This is a genomic window from Amycolatopsis sp. NPDC114478 (assembly GCF_055633805.1).
In genome coordinates this window covers 178973-194479 of the sequence record NZ_JBVKDO010000010.1, presented here as the reverse complement: position 1 = coordinate 194479, position 15507 = coordinate 178973, and the positions used below count along the sequence as shown (strand labels likewise).

Below are 15507 nucleotides of genomic sequence, written 5' to 3'. Positions count from 1 at the left end.
CACCGGGAACTTCATGGCGCGGAAGGTCAGTCGAGGGTCTCCACCTTCAACCGGCCGTCCGCGTGGTCCGCGCGCAGCACCTTCTTGTCGAACTTCCCCACGCTGGTGCGGGGGATCTCCTCGACGAAGGTCCACCGCTCGGGCAGCCACCACCGCGGCAGCTTGTCCGACAACCAGGATCGGAGTTCCCCCGGTGAGACGATCGCTCCCTCGCGAAGGACGACGGCCGCCAACGGACGTTCCTGCCAGCGCTCGTCCGGTGCGGCGATGACCGCCGCCTCGAACACGTCGGGGTGCCCCGCCAGGGCGGACTCGAGCTCGACCGACGAGATCCACTCGCCGCCGGACTTGATGACGTCCTTCATCCGGTCGGTCAGCGTCAGGAAGCCCTCCGCGCTGATGTGCCCGACGTCGCCCGTGCGCAGCCATCCGTCGTGGAAGCGCGCGTCGTCGTCGACCTGGTAGTACGAACCGGTCACCCACGGCCCCCGCACCTCCAGCTCGCCGACGGCCTGTCCGTCCCGCGGCTGAGGCGTGCCGTCGTCGCCGACGATCCGCATCTCGACACCGCAGACCGGGCGTCCCTGCGTCGCCCGCATCCGCCACGCGTCGGCCGGGCCGGCGGTGACCGCCGGGCGGGCCACCGACGCCATCGGGGAGGTCTCGGTCATTCCCCACGCCTGCAGGATGGTCACGCCGAGCCGGTTCTCGAAGGCCTCCATGAGAGAGCGCGGCACGGCGGACCCACCGCAGACGACCAGCCTCAACGACGAGAAGTCCAGGCCGGCGTCCTTCTCCGTGTGCAGGAGGACGTCGTTCCAGATCGTCGGGACCGCGCCGGCCACGGTGGGCCGTTCCGTGTGGACCATCCCGGCCAGCGGGGCCGCCTGCATGAACCGGTCCGGCATCAGCAGTTCCGCACCGGCCATCAAGGCCGCGTAAGGCAGGCCCCACGCGTTGGCGTGGAACATCGGCACGATCGGCAGGATCCGGTCCTGCTCGGCGATGCCCAGTCCGTTGCCCGTGCAGGCGGCCATCGAGTGCAGGTACAGCGAACGGTGGCTGTACACTACACCCTTCGGGTCGCCCGTCGTGCCACTGGTGTAGCACATCGCTGCCCCGGCGTCCTCGTCCGCGTCGGTCCACGCGAACTCCGGTGACTCCGCGCCGAGGACTTCTTCGTAGCGGAGTACCGCCTTGCCGCTGCCCTCCAGCGGTGCCAGGTCACCGTCGTCGCCGGTGACCAGCACGACCTTGACCGTATCGAGCCCGGGCAGGACGCGGGCCAGCAGCGGCACGAGCGACGAGTCGACGATGACGACCTTGTCTTCGGCGTGCCCGGCGATGAAGCGAATCTGCTCGGCGGACAACCGGATGTTGAGCGTGTGCAGCACCGCGCCCATAGAGGGCACCGCTGCGTACGCCTCCAGGTGCTCCTGGTTGTTCCACTGGAACGTGGCCACCCGGTCGTCGCCGGCGATCCCGAGGCGGCGCAACGCGTTGGCGAGCTGACCGCATCGCCGGCCCATCTGCTCGTAGCTCGACCGGCGGAACCCGTCACCCGTCGCGGTGATCACCTGTCGGTCGCCGTGGACCTCCACGCCGTGCCGCAGGATCGACGCGACCGTGAGCGGCGTGCCCTGCATGGTGCTGCGCATTACTTGACCTCCGTCACGCCGACGACGTCGTCGGAACTCTGTCCGCCGCTCACGCCTTCAGCAGGTCGTCACGGCCGTCACGCTCGAGCAACGACTCGTAGGCGGGAAACAGCGACTTCGCCGCCGGCACGAGCTTCAGGATCTTCGAGACCGGACCCTTCGCCCGGACCTGCCCCTTGGCCATCGCGACGGACAAGTTCACCTTGCCCAGCCAGAACCGGTTGCCGGTGTCGGCCGTCATGAACAGTTCGACGTGCGGCGTCAGGTCGCTCGCGCCCGTGTGCACCTCACCGGAAGGGAAGTCGACCGTCAGCACCGAGTCGGGGTCGGTGTAGGTGATCTGGAGTACGACGCCGGAGCCCTTCAGCTTCGGACCCACCTCCGGGTCGGCCAGACCGTTCTCGAAGACACCGCCGATGTACTTGTAGACCTCGGAGTCGTCCTTGAACGCACCCATTTGCACTCCTCGCTGAGTTTCTTGCGGAAAACTGTGGAATGTGGACGGACGGCGGTTTCAGTCCATCCCGATCCAGACCGACTTCGTCTGCGTGTACCCCAGCAGCGACTCCTCGCCGAGGTCACGGCCGTAGCCCGAGGACTTGTAGCCACCGAAGGGAGCCGCCGGGTCGATCATGTTGTACATGTTCACCCAGACCGTGCCGGCCTCCAGATCACGCGCGACGCGGTGAGCTCGTTTCAGGTCGTTGGTCCAGACGCCCGCTGCGAGTCCGTAGACGCTGGAGTTGGCGCGGCGCACCGCCTCGTCCTCGTCGTCGAACTTCAGGACCGAGAGCACCGGGCCGAAGATCTCGTCAGTGGCGATTGACATTTCGTCCCGCACGTCGGTGAAGATCGTGGGTTCGAGGAAGTGCCCACCGGCCAGCGCGCCTCCGGGTCGTTCGCCGCCGCACACCAGAGTCGCGCCGTCGCGAACACCCGCACCGACGAAGCCTTCCACCCGGTCCAGCTGCCGTGCCGAGATCAACGGACCCATCTGGGTGTCGTCGTCGAGGCCGTGGCCAAGCTGGATTCCGCGCGCCTCCGCGGCGAGGGCGGCCACGACCTCGTCGTGGATGTCGCGGTGGACGAACAACCTCGAGCCCGCACAGCACACCTGCCCCTGGTTCAGGAAGATGGCGTTGAGGGCGCCCTGCGCCGCCGCCTCGACGTCGGCGTCCGGGAAGACGATGTTCGCGGACTTCCCGCCCAGTTCGAGCGTGAGCTTCTTCAGGCTCCCGGCGCTGGCGGTCACGATCCGCCGCCCGGTCTCGGTCGACCCGGTGAACGAGATCTTCGCGACGCCCGGGTGGTCGATGAGAGCCTGGCCGGCTTCCGGTCCCAGGCCCGTCACCAAGTTCAGCACGCCCGGGGGCAGCCCCGCTTCGAGTGCGACCTCGGTCAGCCGCAGTGCGCTCAACGACGTGAACTCGGAAGGCTTGAGCACCGCGGTGTTCCCCGCGGCGAGCGCCGGTGCCACCTTCCACGACGCGATCATCAACGGGAAGTTCCACGGGACGATCGCGCCGACCACGCCGAGCGGCTCGCGCTGGGTGTAGACCAGGGCCTCGCCCACCGCGGGCGACACCGGCAGTGTCTGACCGCCGAGCTTCGTGGTCCACCCGCCGAAGTACCGCCAGATCTGCGCGGAGAGGCTGACGTCGAGGTAGGTCGACTCGGTGAGCGGCTTCCCGTTGTCCAGCGTCTCGAGGATGGCCAGCTCATCGGCGTACTCGTCGATCGCGTCGGCGACGTCCAGCAGCACCCGGCTGCGCGCAGCCGGGCTGAGGCGCCGCCAACCGGCGAAGGCCTTGTGCGCGGCCTCGACGGCGCGGTCGACGTCCGTCTTGCCGCCCGCCGCGATGTTGGCCAGCAGCGCGCCGGTGGCGGGGTCCGTGGTCGGGATCTCGCCCCCTCCGGCCGCCGTCGTCTTGTCGGCACCGATGACGATGCTCGCGGCCGCGTTCTCCAGGAAGGGACGCACCGCCGGCGGAACCTCGACTGACACCATCGTCATCAGCGAACGCCTTTCTGACTGGGTTCTTCACGAAGCAACTTTTGTTCCCACCTCGGGTCTCAATCCACCGCGACCGGGTCGACCAGCTCTGCCAGCCGTCGGACGGCGCGGTGCTGCAGTGCGCGTATGGCGCTGCTCTTCCGCTGCATGACCTGCGCGGTCTCCGACACGGACAGACCGTCGAAGAACCGCAGCCGCAGGCAGATCCGCTGGTCCTCACTCAACTCGAACATCTGCCGGGCGATTTCGTCCCGGCAGGGCTGCGCGAAGACGCTGAACTCCGGAAGCACGACAGCCTGCTCCTGCTCGGAAAACTCCGAGACCATCACCTCGTGCCGGAAGCGTCCCGACTTCACGTGGTCGAGGATGATGTTCCTGGCGATCGTCAGCAGCCAAGAGCGGACGCTGGACCCGAAGTACCGCACCGTGCCGATGCTGCGGAGCGCACGGAGGAACGTCTCGCTGGTGACGTCTTCGGCAGCGTGTTCGTCGCGCAGCCGTCCTCGTGCGAAGCGGAAAACGTCCACCGAGAACCGGCTGTACAGCAGGCCGAACGCCCGGTGGTCACCCTCTTGCGAGGCACGGACCAAAGACCATGGATCCGTTTCGGAAGGCGCGAAGGATGCCTGGGCGTGCCCTCTGGCCTCGTCCACACGCTCGCAGTCAATCGTCGCCATTGACGTCATCCGGAACTCCTTTGTGACCCGCTCACGGCCGAAACCGGTCCGAAGCGCGCAGTTTCGCGACTAGTTCTTTTCGAAGTTCTTCACGTACTCCGTGTCCTCGATCGGGGGGTCGACCTTGGTGGACCCGCCCGGGCTACCGAGTACGTCGAACGCCGACTTCGCCGATTCCTGGAACGGCCGCCAGCGGTCGTCGACCTGCTGGGCCGGCTTGATGGCCTCGACCGGGCAGACCGGTTCGCACGCCGCGCAGTCGATGCACTCGGTGGGGTGAATGTAGAGCATGCGCTCGCCCTCGTAGATGCAGTCGACCGGGCATTCCTCGATGCAGGTCATGTCTTTCACGTCCACGCACGGTTCTCCGATGACGAAAGCCATCAGTTCCACCTCCTCGGGTCGTTCGATGAATGTCGGTGTGCTTCAGGCGCCGACTTGTGCGGGAATTGTCAAGTCACTCGAGTGCCCCGGCGCGAGCCCGGCCTGCGGGTCGAGCGCCACGGCCGCATTGTTGACCGCGGTCGCCACTTCGCCGAAGCCGACCGCGATGAGCTTGACCTTGCCGTCGAAGGTCGCGGCGTCGCCGGCCGCGAAGACCTCGGGCAGGTTGGTCCGCATCCTGCTGTCGACCCGGATCGCGCGGCCCTCGAGTTCGAGCCCCCAATCCTTGATCGGGCCGAGGTCCATCAGGAACCCGAGCGCGGCGACGACGACCTGCGCCTTGGTCTCGCGGACCTCGGCTTCACCGGCCACCTTGATGGCGACGCTCTCCACCCGGTCCTGTCCACGCAGTTCGGTCACGTTCGCGTCGACCAGCACGGTGCAGGCGGACTCGTGGAGCAACTGGACCGAGTGCTCGTGCGCGCGGAACTGCCGTCGGCGGTGCACGAGCGTCGTCGACCGCGCACGCGGCAGCGCCGCCAGCGCCCAGTCGACCGCGGAGTCCCCGCCGCCGACCACCACCACGTCCTTGCCCTCGAGCACGTCCAGCCGCGGGACGAAGTAGCACAGGCCGCGGCCGAGGAAGTCCTCGCCTGCCGGGATGGGCCGCGGGCTGACCGCCCCGACGCCGGAGGTGATCACGACCGCGCGTGCGTCGATCACCACGCCGGCCGACGTCGTGGCCCGCCACCCGCCGTCCCGGCGCTCGAGCCGCAGTACCTGCTGCGAAAGCAGGTACTGCGGGTTGAACGGCGCGGCCTGCCGGACGAGATTGCCGATCAGTTCCTGCCCCGGCACGCCCGGCAGGCCGGCGATGTCGTAGATCTTCTTCTCGGGGTAGATCGCCTGGACCTGGCCGCCGACCTCGGGAAGGGCGTCGACCACCGCCATGCTCAGGCCGCGGAATCCTGCGTAGTAAGCGCCGAAGAGACCCACCGGCCCGGCGCCGATGAAGAGCAGGTCGACGTTCGTGTTCGCTTCTTGCGCAGAGGTGTCCTGCAGCATGTCGGTGATTTCCTTGGGTTCGAGGTCGGCGTCGACCTGGTTACCGGTGAGAACTCGATGGGTCAGGAGCCGACGGCCGTCAGCGCCTGCTCGACCGCCGCTTCGTCTTCCGCGGCGAACTTGTCCTCGAGCTGCATCGGGGAGTAGTCCTCGTCGATTTCCTCGACGCGGCAGCCCCGCGCGCTCTCGATCGACTCGAGCCTGCGGTTGACCTTGTCCAGCGCGTAGTCGGTCATCTCGTCGATGTTGATGCCGAACGGCGTGTTGTCCCCGAAGGCGTCGAACAGCCCGACGATCAGCTGCAGCGCCGGCTGGAGCAGCTCCTGCATCCGCTCGTCGACGACGTCCCAGTTGCGGTCGTCGGCGGCGACGTGGCGCCGGCAGGTGAAGGTGCCCCACGCCATGTGACGCCGCTCGTCGTCGCCGATGTACTTCACGACCTGCTGCATGCCCGGCAGGATGTTGCGGCTCTTGCACACCTTGGCCCACACGAAGTAGCCGGTGAGGGCGAGACAACCTTCGACCACGTGGTTGTAGGTCACGGACGCGCGGATCTGGGCTGCCGGAGACGGGTCAGTCGTCAGCGCGTACAACGATTTCGGCAGCTCTTCGGTGAAGATCTTCGAGTACGCCTCGCTGTACTCGACGAATTCGTGGAGGTCGGTGCCGAGACCGACCGCGTCGAACCACAGGCGGAACGCCTGCATGTGCTTGGCCTCTTCGAAGGTGAACTGCGTCAAGTAGGCCTCGTCGGCCAGCCGGCCTTCGACGGCCATCGCCGTCGTGAAGGGCTGCAGGTCCTGGGTCACCGACTCCTCGCCGGCCATGAACTGGGCGGCCAGGATCGACGTGAGCCGCTTCTCGTCGGGGCTCATCGCCGCGAAGTCCTCGGCGTCCTGGGAGAAGTCGATGTCTTCGGGGTTCCAGAACTTCTTGTTTCCCTTGCGGAACAAGCGCATCGGGAACGACTCCATGCGGAGACCACCCTCGCTCAGACTGCCGAATCCCGTGCGCTTGCCGTGCTCGATGTTGCGTTCGATAGCCATGAAACTGTCCTCACATCACGAATTTGGGCCGTTGCGGGCGACCTAGGTGGATCAGTACCGGATGAGGCCGCGGATGTTCTTGCCGTTGCGCATGTCTTCGTAGCCCTGGTTGACGTCCTCCAGGGAGTACTCGGTGGTGATGAGCTCATCGAGCTTCAGCAGCCCGGCGTTGTAGAGCTCGAGCAGCCGCGGCACGTCGTGCTGGCCGTTGGACGAACCGAACAACGAACCACGGAGCTGCTTTTCGTACAGCGTCAGCTCGATGAGACTGGTTGTGATCGACGTCTCCTCGGGGTGGCCGATGGCCGTGACGACGACCCTGCCGCGCTTCCCGACGAGCGAGAGGGCGGGCGTGATGTGCGCGCCCTCGGCGACGTCCGTGGTGATCACGCACACGTCGGCCAGCTGGCCGCGGGTCAGCTCGCTGACGGTGTTCCACGCCTCGTCCATCGACGCGGCCGTGTGGGTGGCCCCGAACTCGAGAGCCTTGGTGCGCTTGAACTCGACGGGGTCGATCGCGACGATGAGCCGGGCGCCGGCGATCCGGGCGCCCTGGATCGCGTTGACGCCGATTCCGCCGACGCCGACGACGACCACCGCGTCACCGGCCCGCACTTCGCCGGATCGGACCGCGCTGCCGAAACCGGTCGTCACGCCGCAACCGACGAGCGCGGCCTTGTCCAGCGGAATGCCGTCGTCGATCTTCACGACCGACGCCGCCGGCACGACGGTGTATTCGGAGAATGTGCCGAGCAGGCACATCTGACCGACGTCTTCGCCGCGGGCGTGGAAGCGGTAGGTGTTGTCCAGCTGCGGTCCGAGCATCACGGCGGCGCCGGCGTCACAGAGGTTGCCCAGACCCCGCGCGCAGTACGAGCACCGGCCGCAGGCGGGCAGGAAGGTCATCACCACGTGGTCGCCCTCGGCGATGTCCGTGACGCCGGGGCCGACGGCCTCGACCACACCGGCGCCTTCGTGGCCGCCGACCAGGGGGTAGGGGAAGGGCAGGTCTCCGGTGACGAGGTGCTCGTCGGAGTGGCACAGCCCGCTGGCGGTCAGCTTGACCAAGACTTCGCCGGCCTTCGGTGGATCCAGGTCGATTTCCTCGACCTGCCACTTTTCGTGCTGTCCCCATAGGACCGCAGCCTTCGTCTTCATTGACGTCAACTCCTCACAGGTGAAGGACTCGGGTCATCATCACAAGACCCGGCGCGGCGCACACCGATCGCGCGAGCCATCGGTGGCCCGCGCGTGCCAACCCCGCCGACCCGCGCGGGCCACGCACACGGAAACGGACCCGAAAGACGTCAGAAAATGAGAATTACTCGGCCGGACCGGCGCGACGTGCTCAGTCGACCGGCACTTCGAGGCAGACGACCAAGCCGCCGCCCGAACGTGGCCGGAACCGGATCCGGCCGTCGAGCGACTGGACGATCTGGTCGGCGATCCACAGTCCGAGCCCCGCGGTGCCACGGCGTTCGCCGACGGAAACGAACCGCTCGGTGACGATGGGGGCGAGTTCGGCCGGGAAACCCGGCCCCCGGTCGAGGATCATGACCCGGAGCCGTCCTCGTCCCAGCCGCGCGACGACCTCGACGGGTGTGCCCCGGCTGTGCCGTCCAGCGTTTTCCACGAGGTTGGTGATGACGCGTCGCAGCAGTTGTGCGTCCAGGCGGGACTGTGCACCCGGCGGCGTGACGGTGATCTGCAGCTCGGAGTCCGCCAGGCCGGCGGCGTCTCCGGCCGCGTACAAAAACTCCTTGATGTCGACGACCCTGCGACGCCCGGTGCTGAAGTTGGGCCGCCGGCTCGCGGCGACGTCGCCGAGCGCGTCCATCATGGACGAAAGGTGGCCCGCGTGGGCCGCCAGCAGCCGCAGGCTGGTCCAGCTGTCGTCGTCTTCGGCCGCCGCCGTACCGGTTCGCTCGACCAGGTTGTCGGTCAGCGCCTTGAGAGAGGCGATGGGAGTGCGGAACTCGTGCAGGATGACGTGCAGGCCGGTCTCCTGGGCCTCGTAGGACTTCAGGAGGCGAGCACGCAGGTCCCGCTCCTCTTCCGCCGCCGCCCGTTCCGCGATCGCCTGTGCCCGGGCGGCGCTGTGTGCTCGTGTCGCCCGTTCGGTCAGCAGCGCGAAACCGCCTGTCAGGGCTGCGGTGAACACCAGGTAGACCGGCCACCACAATCCGGACTGCATGCGGATCGCCGGGGACGTCTGACCGGCGTCGATCAGCAGCGCGACCAGGAAATAGGCACCTCCGAGGGCCATCGACACGGCCACAGTGGCCACGAAGGACAGACGCATCGCAGCGGCCGCGATGACCAGGAACAGCAGCGACACCGCGACGCTGCTGGCACCTCCGGTCAACGCGATGATGGCCAGCGACAGGACCGAGTCCAGGCCTGTCACCACCGAAGCGGACCGGATGCTGCGTAACTCGATCGTGGGATCCCAAAAGACGACGAGCGCGTAGACGCTGCCGACAGCCAGCCACACCAACCCGATCGCGAGGTGGTGCCGCACGGAGTCCGGGCCGAGCGTGAGGAGCAGCCCGACGGACACCAGGACGCCGACCCGGACGCTGGCGGGCACCCGTTCCACGATCCGGATGTCGGTCTCCCGCAGCGTATCCGTCTGGAGGATCGTGCTTGACCGGACGGCACGCCACCACGGTACGGTCGACATCGGTGCCTCCACGACGCTGCCGCCAGCGCCTCTGCTGGTGGGCTCGTATAGTGATTTTGTCATCTTCCGACGAGGAGAGCCATGCAAGACCGCAAACTCGTCCTGGTGCTGGTCGATGATCACGACCTCTTCACCCAGGGCCTAGCTCTGCTGCTGAAGGCGAAAGCCGGCGACCGGTTCGAGATCGGTGGTACGACGAACCGCGCGGAGGACGCGGCCTCGCTCGTCGGATCGTGCGGCGCCGACATCGCGATAGTCGATCTCGCCATGCCGCCCGTCAACGGGATTCCGGCAATCCGCCATATCAAGTCCCGCCATCCCGATACGAAAGTCGTCGCGTTGTCAGGCACGTCGGACCTGAAGCTCGCCGAAGATGCGCTAAGGGCCGGCGCCGACGGCTTCCTGCCGAAGTCGGCTGATCCGGATGTGCTGGTCGCTCCCCTGCTGTCCGTGGCCGCCGGCTTCCGAGTGGTCGAGGACACCTTGTTCACCGCGTTGCTCGACGCGGTGCGACACCCGCCGGAGGAGATCTTCGGTCAGCTGGCGGTGGAAGAGATTCGCCTGTGGGTACTGCTGTCCCGCGGCTTGGAGACCACAGAAATCGCCGAACGCATGCTGGTTTCCGAGCGGACAGCGAAGCGCCTGGTCGCCTCGCTCCTGAACAAGCTGGGGGCCCCGAACCGGATCGTCGCCGCCGGCATGGCCGGTCACTACGGCTTGCTTGGTAAGCAGGCGCCGAGCCCGGGCTGACAAGGCTCGGCGCCCGCCGGCTAGAAGAGCGCGGCAACCGACACGACGACGAAGACGGCCGCCACTACGTAGGCGCTGACGGCGCCTCGGCGGACGACTTTCGCGCGCCGCTCGCGCTCGGCCATCGGCAAGTTCACCGGAACGAGATCCGGTGAGCGTGTGCTGCCCCACCGTCCCAAAAGGACAAGCACAACTGCCAAGACGAGGAGCGGTGCGGCCGTGCTCATCGCGAAGGAACCGGCTGTCCTTGTGAAGGCTGGCCCGGACTCGCCGCGCCCTGCTGCCCCGTCACCGGGCTCTCGCCCGGCTTTACGTCCGGTGCGGCGTCGGGATTGTCCGGCCGGTACTCGTCCGCGTACTCCACGCCGGCGCCCTTGATCTGGTCTCCCAGCCAGGAACGCCACAATGCGAGCATCTTTTCCATCTGCAGCTGCTGTTTGAGGCTGTCGTGCACCTTTTCGAAGGTCGCCGGCACCGGAGCCGTCACTTCAGCGACCCGCCCGACGTTCCAGCCGAACTCGTTCTGCACCGGACCGAAGACCGTCCCCGGCGCTGCGCCGAAAGCTGCTTTCCCGTAGTCGTCCTGCAGTTGGCTACGGGAAATCGCGCCGAGGTCACCGCCCTTGTCGCGCGTCGCGGTGTCGATGCTCCGCTGCTGGGCCACGGTTTCGAACTTGGCTCCGTGCGACAGGTCGGCGATCACCTGGTCGGCCTCTTCCTTCGTCCGGACCACGATGTTGCCGATCTTGCGCCGCTCCGGGGTGCCCAGCTGGTCCTTTCGCGTCGCGAAGGCGTCCTTCACTTCCTGCTCGCCGACGTCGCCGGATCCCTTGGTCACCGCGTCAAAAAGCTGCGAGAGAGCCAGCTGCTGCTTGATTTCATCGATCACGGCCGGCTCGGACGTGCCGACGTTGCCCAGCTGCTGAACGAACTTGTCGTGAGCTTCCGTCCCCTCCCCGAGCTGCTGCGAGATCAACCTGGCCAGAGCGTCCTGCGCCACCTTGTCACCGATCACGATCCCTCGGTCTTGCGCCGCTTTCTGCAGGATCAGGCTCACCGCGTACGCCTTAGCGGAGTCCTTGCGGAACTTGCGGAGGGTCGCTTCATCCTGTGGTGGCTGGACCCCGTACATGGCCCGCCAAGTCTCGACGACTCCGCTGAGCTGGTCGGCGGTGACGGTTCGGCCCGCGACGCGGAAAGCCGCGTCGTCCGGCAGCCGCCGGACGTCATACCAGACGTACCCGCCTACCCCCCCGCCCACCAGGAGCAGCAGGACCACGAGCAGGATGACGCGCACCTTGCGGGTTTTCGGCAGTTTGGCCCGGATGACGTCCTTCAGCCCGGTCTTCGGTTTCTCCGGCCCGGCTTCGGCGTCCTCGTCGAGCTCGTCGACGCCGTCCGATTCGGGCAAGCCGGCCGCGGCGTTGCTTTCGGCCGGTTCTTCCGCCTCGTCACGGCCACCCGGGAGGTCGACGACGTCGGCTTCCTCGTCTTCGATCGTGTTGAGGTTCGAGGTCTTCACGGTCGCCTCCTCGTCGTCAGTCTTCTTCTCGCGTTCAACTCGCAGGCTCATCGACCCACCTCCACCACGACTCGTCCGACAGGTTCGGGAACGGGTGTCGCCACCCGGGTAACACGGTCACCCGGTGGCCAGAGCCACACCACACAGACCGCGGACAGCAAGGACAGCACGACCGAGCCGGCCAGCAGGATGCCGAACTCGCGGACGGCGGCCAGCTTGGACAGCACCAGGACCGCGTACCCCACGGTGGAGGTGGACGCGGCGAGCAGGATCGACAGCCGAAGTCCCCGGCTGCGACGGCGGGCGGCTTCCGACAGCAGTACCGTGAACTCGCACCCGACCGCGGCGGTCAGCGATCCCAAGCCGGCGGTGACGGGGCTCAGCGGCACCCCGGCCAGCCACAGGAAGCACAGGCCCGCACCGGTGGCCATGGCCGCCGCCGCGACCGCGCGCGCCGCGTCGGCCCGGCGCCGCAGCGCGATCAGCAGGACCGCGCCCGCGGCCAGGATCCCGGCCAGGTTGGTGAGCAGGCGTTCCGCGGACACGAGCTCGTTCCCGCGGACCGCGACCATCGGCAAGCCCGTCAGGTCCACGTGATAGCCCTGCGGTGGCGGCGGCAAGTGCCGCAGCACGTCGTCGCGGAGGACCTGCAGCTCGCTCAGGTCTTCCATCCGCACACCGAAGCTCAGCAGCGCGGACGTCCGGTCGTTGCGGAGGACCGCGCCGGTGAGGTACGGCGGCAGCAACCGGACCCCGGCTGCGATCTGGCTCGCAGTGGGCGAGGTGCCCAGGAACTGCAGCAAGGTCGGCGGCGAAACCACCGGGCGCATCTGGTCGCCGTGTCGCGAGACGATGCTTTCTTGCGCCGCACTGGTCCAGCTCATGGCCTCGGGCGACAGCACGTCAGGACCGTTGAGGACGACGGCGACCTCACCCGACGACCCGATGACGGATTCGATGTGCTGGGCGTCGGTGAGCGCGTCCAGTCCGGTGGCGAAGCTCTGGAAGTTGCTTTCCAGCTCGATCCGGGGGAGCGCCATCCAGCCGGCCAGCGCCACCGCACCCGCGACGACGCCGGCGGCGACCCGGGCCCATCGAGGCGACGTCACAGCGCGCGACGGGGAGACCATCTCATCGAGTGGCCGGTCCGGTTCGGCGGTGAACGAGAGGCCACGGATGAGGAGCATGCCGACCAGCGCAGCGATGAGCACACCCATCGAAAGCGCGAAGCCGAGTTCGCGGACGAACGGCAGCGGCGACAGCAGCAGCATCGCGAACGCCGCGGCGGTGGCGGTGGCGACCACCAGCACCACCCGGCGTCTGGCCTGCTGGGCGAAGTAGGTCGGGTAGTAGCTCCCGACGCCGAGCAGGACGGGGAGGAAGGCGACGACGCCGAGCGACAACGGCCGCCCGAGCCAGCCGAAGACGGCGAGCGTCAGCCCGATCGCGACGACGGTCGTCATGACCGGCACCAGCCTGCGGCGCAGCTTCCGGGTCCAGGGAATCAACAGGAAGCACGCACCCACCGCGAGCAGGGCGGTCCCCCCGATCCATGGGATTTCGCGTTGCACCTGGTCGCCCAGGGACACGGCGATGACCGGGACGCCGGACACCGTGATCCGCTGCGCGTCCGGCTTGGTCATCGCGACGGCGTCACGAACCGCCTGAACCAGCCGTTCCGTGCCCTGCTGGTCCAGGCCCTCACGCGGGCGCACGAGGATTGCCGCCGACCGGTCGGAGGGCACGACGAACCGCCACTGCGGGCGAGGCTGGCCTGCACCGGTGTACACGACCGTGTTCACGAAGGACGGATTGTGCAAGGTCGGGAGGCCGGCCGGCATGCCCTGCACCAGCAGCGGCCCGTACCGGGCGTCGAACGCGGCGACCGCGGCGTCGCCGGCCTTCTCCGCGTCCTTGCCGGTCTTGCCCTGCTGGGCTTGGGCCCGGACGCCGTCGCGGCGTCCGGACAGCTCCGCGAGGAGGTCCTGTGTCCGCCCGGCGATCTGGTTCAGGGTCGTCCCGGGGCCGTAGGCGGCCGCGACGTCCGGGAGACGCGACAGCCGGCCTTCGAGGTTCAGCAGCGTCGGCAGGTGCTGCTGGTCGAGCTGGGCGCGCGGCTGCCCGGACTCCAGCAGGACGACGATCGGGTCGCCGCCGAAGGAGCCCGACTCCGCCTCGAACTGGCGCACCACCGGGTCGTCGGTGGGCAGGAACGAGTCCACGCTCGTCTCGACCCGCACCTTCGTGAGCCCGCCGAGCACGAAGCCCGCCGTCGCGAGCACGCCCAGTACTACGAAGAGACCACGCTTGGTCGGCCGTCGCCAAAGGGCGCGCACCCTTCGCGCCCCTCCGCGGAGGAGGGACCTCGGGGACAGCTTGCGCAACGACGGCCGACGCACCATCACTTCGTTCCCTTCTCCACCCGTGGGTACGAGCCGCCCTGGTACGGCCCCGGGTTCGAGGCCTGGCCGGGTGCCGGGTACGGGTTGCTCTTGTCGAGGGGCGGGATGTCGTTGAGGTTGAGCGGGTTCCCGCGCAGGCTCTGCTCGTTGAGGATGATGAAGACGCGCAAGGCCGTACCGTTGTCGTCGCCCCTCGACAGGGCTTGACCCATGTTGGTGAACATCGCCGCGACGTCGTGCCCGTACGGCTGCAGGTAGGACAGCATCGGGTTGACGTCGCCGAGCGCGACGTTCAGCGTCGGCAGCAGCTGGTGGGCGTCGGCGGCCACCACCGGCACCCGCGCCAGTGTGTCCGGCGCGTGGTCGAGCACGCCGTTGAGCGAGGGCAGCAGACCGCGCAGGTCGCCGGCGGTCTGCGGCAGCTGTTCCAGCGCCTTGCTCAGGTCTGGGGCGGCGGTGTTGAGGTTCTTCGCAACCGGCGCGAGCGAACCGGACAGCTCGTTCAGGCCGTCGCTCGCGCTCTTGGCCTTGTCCATGACGCCCGGCAGCTCCCGCATGACGGTCTGAAGGTCTTGGCCGCCGTCCGCGGTGGTTTTCGTCAGGGTGTCGGCGTCACGCACCAGCTGCGCGATCTGCCCCTGCCTGGTGTCGAGAGCGGCGAGAAGGTCGGCCGCGTTCCCGCTGAGCTTCTTCAGGTCCTCACTCTGCGCGGACAGCGCGGCCAGCGCACCCTGCCCTTCACGGCCGAGGTCACCGAGACCGCTCAAGGCGCGGGAGATGCTGTCCTGGCTGTCCTTCGTGGACGCACCGAGCGAGCGGACCGTGCTCGCCAGCGCCTGCCTGGTCGAGGGGTCGATGCTGGCCAGCACATCGTTCAGGCCGACAGCGGGCTTGCCCGCGTTCTCCGGCAGGACCACTCCGCTGTCCAGCGCCGGACCGTCGCCGTCGGTCAGCTGGAGGAAGGTCTCCTCCACGAGCGTCTTGTTCCGAACCTGGACCGTAACCCCACCGTGCAGCGGGTACTGCTGATCGAGCTCCATGGTCACGTGCGCGCGACCGCCCTCGTTCTTGATCTCGGCCACCTTGCCGACGGCGACGCCGCTGATCATCACGTCGGAGTCGGGCACGAGGTTCGCCACGCGCGGGAAGGTCGCCGTGAGCGTGTAGCGGGAGCTGCTGAAGGGAAGCTTGCCGCCGGAGTTCACCCAGAGGTAGCCGAAGAACACGGCGCAGGCGGTGGCGAACACGACGAGCACGATCAGCCGGATCACCGGCATCGCGGAATGAGAGATCCTCATGGCAGCCA

The 15507-nt window shown here is 68.1% G+C and carries 13 protein-coding genes; 1 reads left to right on the top strand and 12 read right to left on the bottom strand.

Features of this window, described 5'->3' with window-relative positions:
- Positions 1 to 26: 26 nt before the first annotated feature.
- The 9 genes from ACZ7OH_RS27060 to ACZ7OH_RS27020 all read right to left on the bottom strand — a co-directional run bounded on the left by ACZ7OH_RS27060 (position 27) and on the right by ACZ7OH_RS27020 (position 9650).
- A complete protein-coding gene (locus ACZ7OH_RS27060) occupies positions 27 to 1658 on the bottom strand; it encodes a long-chain fatty acid--CoA ligase (RefSeq protein ID WP_470283350.1) in 1632 nt (543 codons plus the stop codon).
- A 49-nt stretch (positions 1659 to 1707) separates the two neighbouring features.
- Positions 1708 to 2115, bottom strand: a complete 408-nt coding sequence (locus ACZ7OH_RS27055; protein WP_183127630.1) for an SCP2 sterol-binding domain-containing protein — start codon at positions 2113 to 2115, stop codon at positions 1708 to 1710.
- A 57-nt stretch (positions 2116 to 2172) separates the two neighbouring features.
- Complete coding sequence (locus tag ACZ7OH_RS27050; protein ID WP_470283349.1) at positions 2173 to 3672, bottom strand: aldehyde dehydrogenase family protein; 1500 nt, start codon at positions 3670 to 3672, stop codon at positions 2173 to 2175.
- 59 nt (positions 3673 to 3731) lie between these two features.
- Entirely contained in the window at positions 3732 to 4349 is a 618-nt protein-coding gene (locus ACZ7OH_RS27045; protein WP_470283477.1) for an RNA polymerase sigma factor, read from the bottom strand.
- Positions 4350 to 4418: 69 nt separating this feature from the next.
- The gene (fdxA, locus tag ACZ7OH_RS27040) at positions 4419 to 4733 is read right to left on the bottom strand and encodes a ferredoxin (protein WP_470283348.1); all 315 of its coding nucleotides are present in this window, start codon (positions 4731 to 4733) and stop codon (positions 4419 to 4421) included.
- Positions 4734 to 4775: 42 nt separating this feature from the next.
- The gene (locus ACZ7OH_RS27035; RefSeq protein WP_470283347.1) at positions 4776 to 5798 is read right to left on the bottom strand and encodes an NAD(P)/FAD-dependent oxidoreductase; all 1023 of its coding nucleotides are present in this window, start codon (positions 5796 to 5798) and stop codon (positions 4776 to 4778) included.
- 62 nt (positions 5799 to 5860) lie between these two features.
- Positions 5861 to 6844 (bottom strand): R2-like ligand-binding oxidase, encoded by a 984-nt coding sequence (locus ACZ7OH_RS27030; protein ID WP_470283346.1) that lies wholly within the window; start codon positions 6842 to 6844, stop codon positions 5861 to 5863.
- 51 nt (positions 6845 to 6895) lie between these two features.
- A complete protein-coding gene (locus ACZ7OH_RS27025) occupies positions 6896 to 8002 on the bottom strand; it encodes an NDMA-dependent alcohol dehydrogenase (RefSeq protein ID WP_470283345.1) in 1107 nt (368 codons plus the stop codon).
- 190 nt (positions 8003 to 8192) lie between these two features.
- On the bottom strand, positions 8193 to 9650 hold the full coding sequence (locus tag ACZ7OH_RS27020) for a sensor histidine kinase (protein ID WP_470283344.1): 1458 nt from the start codon (positions 9648 to 9650) through the stop codon (positions 8193 to 8195).
- On the opposite strand from ACZ7OH_RS27020, the gene ACZ7OH_RS27015 reads away from it, so the two are divergent.
- A complete protein-coding gene (locus ACZ7OH_RS27015) occupies positions 9633 to 10277 on the top strand; it encodes a response regulator (RefSeq protein ID WP_470283343.1) in 645 nt (214 codons plus the stop codon). The genes ACZ7OH_RS27020 and ACZ7OH_RS27015 overlap by 18 nt on opposite strands.
- Before the next feature lie 223 nt (positions 10278 to 10500).
- Here ACZ7OH_RS27015 and ACZ7OH_RS27010 read toward each other — a convergent pair whose 3' ends face one another.
- The 3 genes from ACZ7OH_RS27010 to ACZ7OH_RS27000 form a co-directional block, all read right to left on the bottom strand.
- Entirely contained in the window at positions 10501 to 11850 is a 1350-nt protein-coding gene (locus ACZ7OH_RS27010) for a peptidylprolyl isomerase (RefSeq protein ID WP_470283342.1), read from the bottom strand.
- Positions 11847 to 14135 carry an MMPL family transporter gene (locus ACZ7OH_RS27005; protein WP_470283341.1) on the bottom strand — a complete coding sequence of 763 codons (2289 nt, stop codon included), beginning with the start codon at positions 14133 to 14135 and terminating at the stop codon, positions 11847 to 11849. Before ACZ7OH_RS27005 ends, ACZ7OH_RS27010 begins: the two co-directional genes overlap by 4 nt.
- A gap of 65 nt (positions 14136 to 14200) precedes the next feature.
- Complete coding sequence (locus tag ACZ7OH_RS27000; RefSeq protein ID WP_470283340.1) at positions 14201 to 15499, bottom strand: MlaD family protein; 1299 nt, start codon at positions 15497 to 15499, stop codon at positions 14201 to 14203.
- Positions 15500 to 15507: the final 8 nt, after the last annotated feature.

Coding starts and splice junctions, on each gene's coding strand:
- ACZ7OH_RS27045 (WP_470283477.1), bottom strand. CDS start 4,349: ATGGCGACGATTGACTGCGAGCGTGTGGACGAGGCCAGAGGGCACGCC.
- fdxA (WP_470283348.1), bottom strand. CDS start 4,733: ATGGCTTTCGTCATCGGAGAACCGTGCGTGGACGTGAAAGACATGACC.
- ACZ7OH_RS27035 (WP_470283347.1), bottom strand. CDS start 5,798: ATGCTGCAGGACACCTCTGCGCAAGAAGCGAACACGAACGTCGACCTG.
- ACZ7OH_RS27000 (WP_470283340.1), bottom strand. CDS start 15,499: ATGAGGATCTCTCATTCCGCGATGCCGGTGATCCGGCTGATCGTGCTC.
- ACZ7OH_RS27010 (WP_470283342.1), bottom strand. CDS start 11,850: ATGAGCCTGCGAGTTGAACGCGAGAAGAAGACTGACGACGAGGAGGCG.
- ACZ7OH_RS27050 (WP_470283349.1), bottom strand. CDS start 3,672: ATGACGATGGTGTCAGTCGAGGTTCCGCCGGCGGTGCGTCCCTTCCTG.
- ACZ7OH_RS27030 (WP_470283346.1), bottom strand. CDS start 6,844: ATGGCTATCGAACGCAACATCGAGCACGGCAAGCGCACGGGATTCGGC.
- ACZ7OH_RS27060 (WP_470283350.1), bottom strand. CDS start 1,658: ATGCGCAGCACCATGCAGGGCACGCCGCTCACGGTCGCGTCGATCCTG.
- ACZ7OH_RS27055 (WP_183127630.1), bottom strand. CDS start 2,115: ATGGGTGCGTTCAAGGACGACTCCGAGGTCTACAAGTACATCGGCGGT.
- ACZ7OH_RS27025 (WP_470283345.1), bottom strand. CDS start 8,002: ATGAAGACGAAGGCTGCGGTCCTATGGGGACAGCACGAAAAGTGGCAG.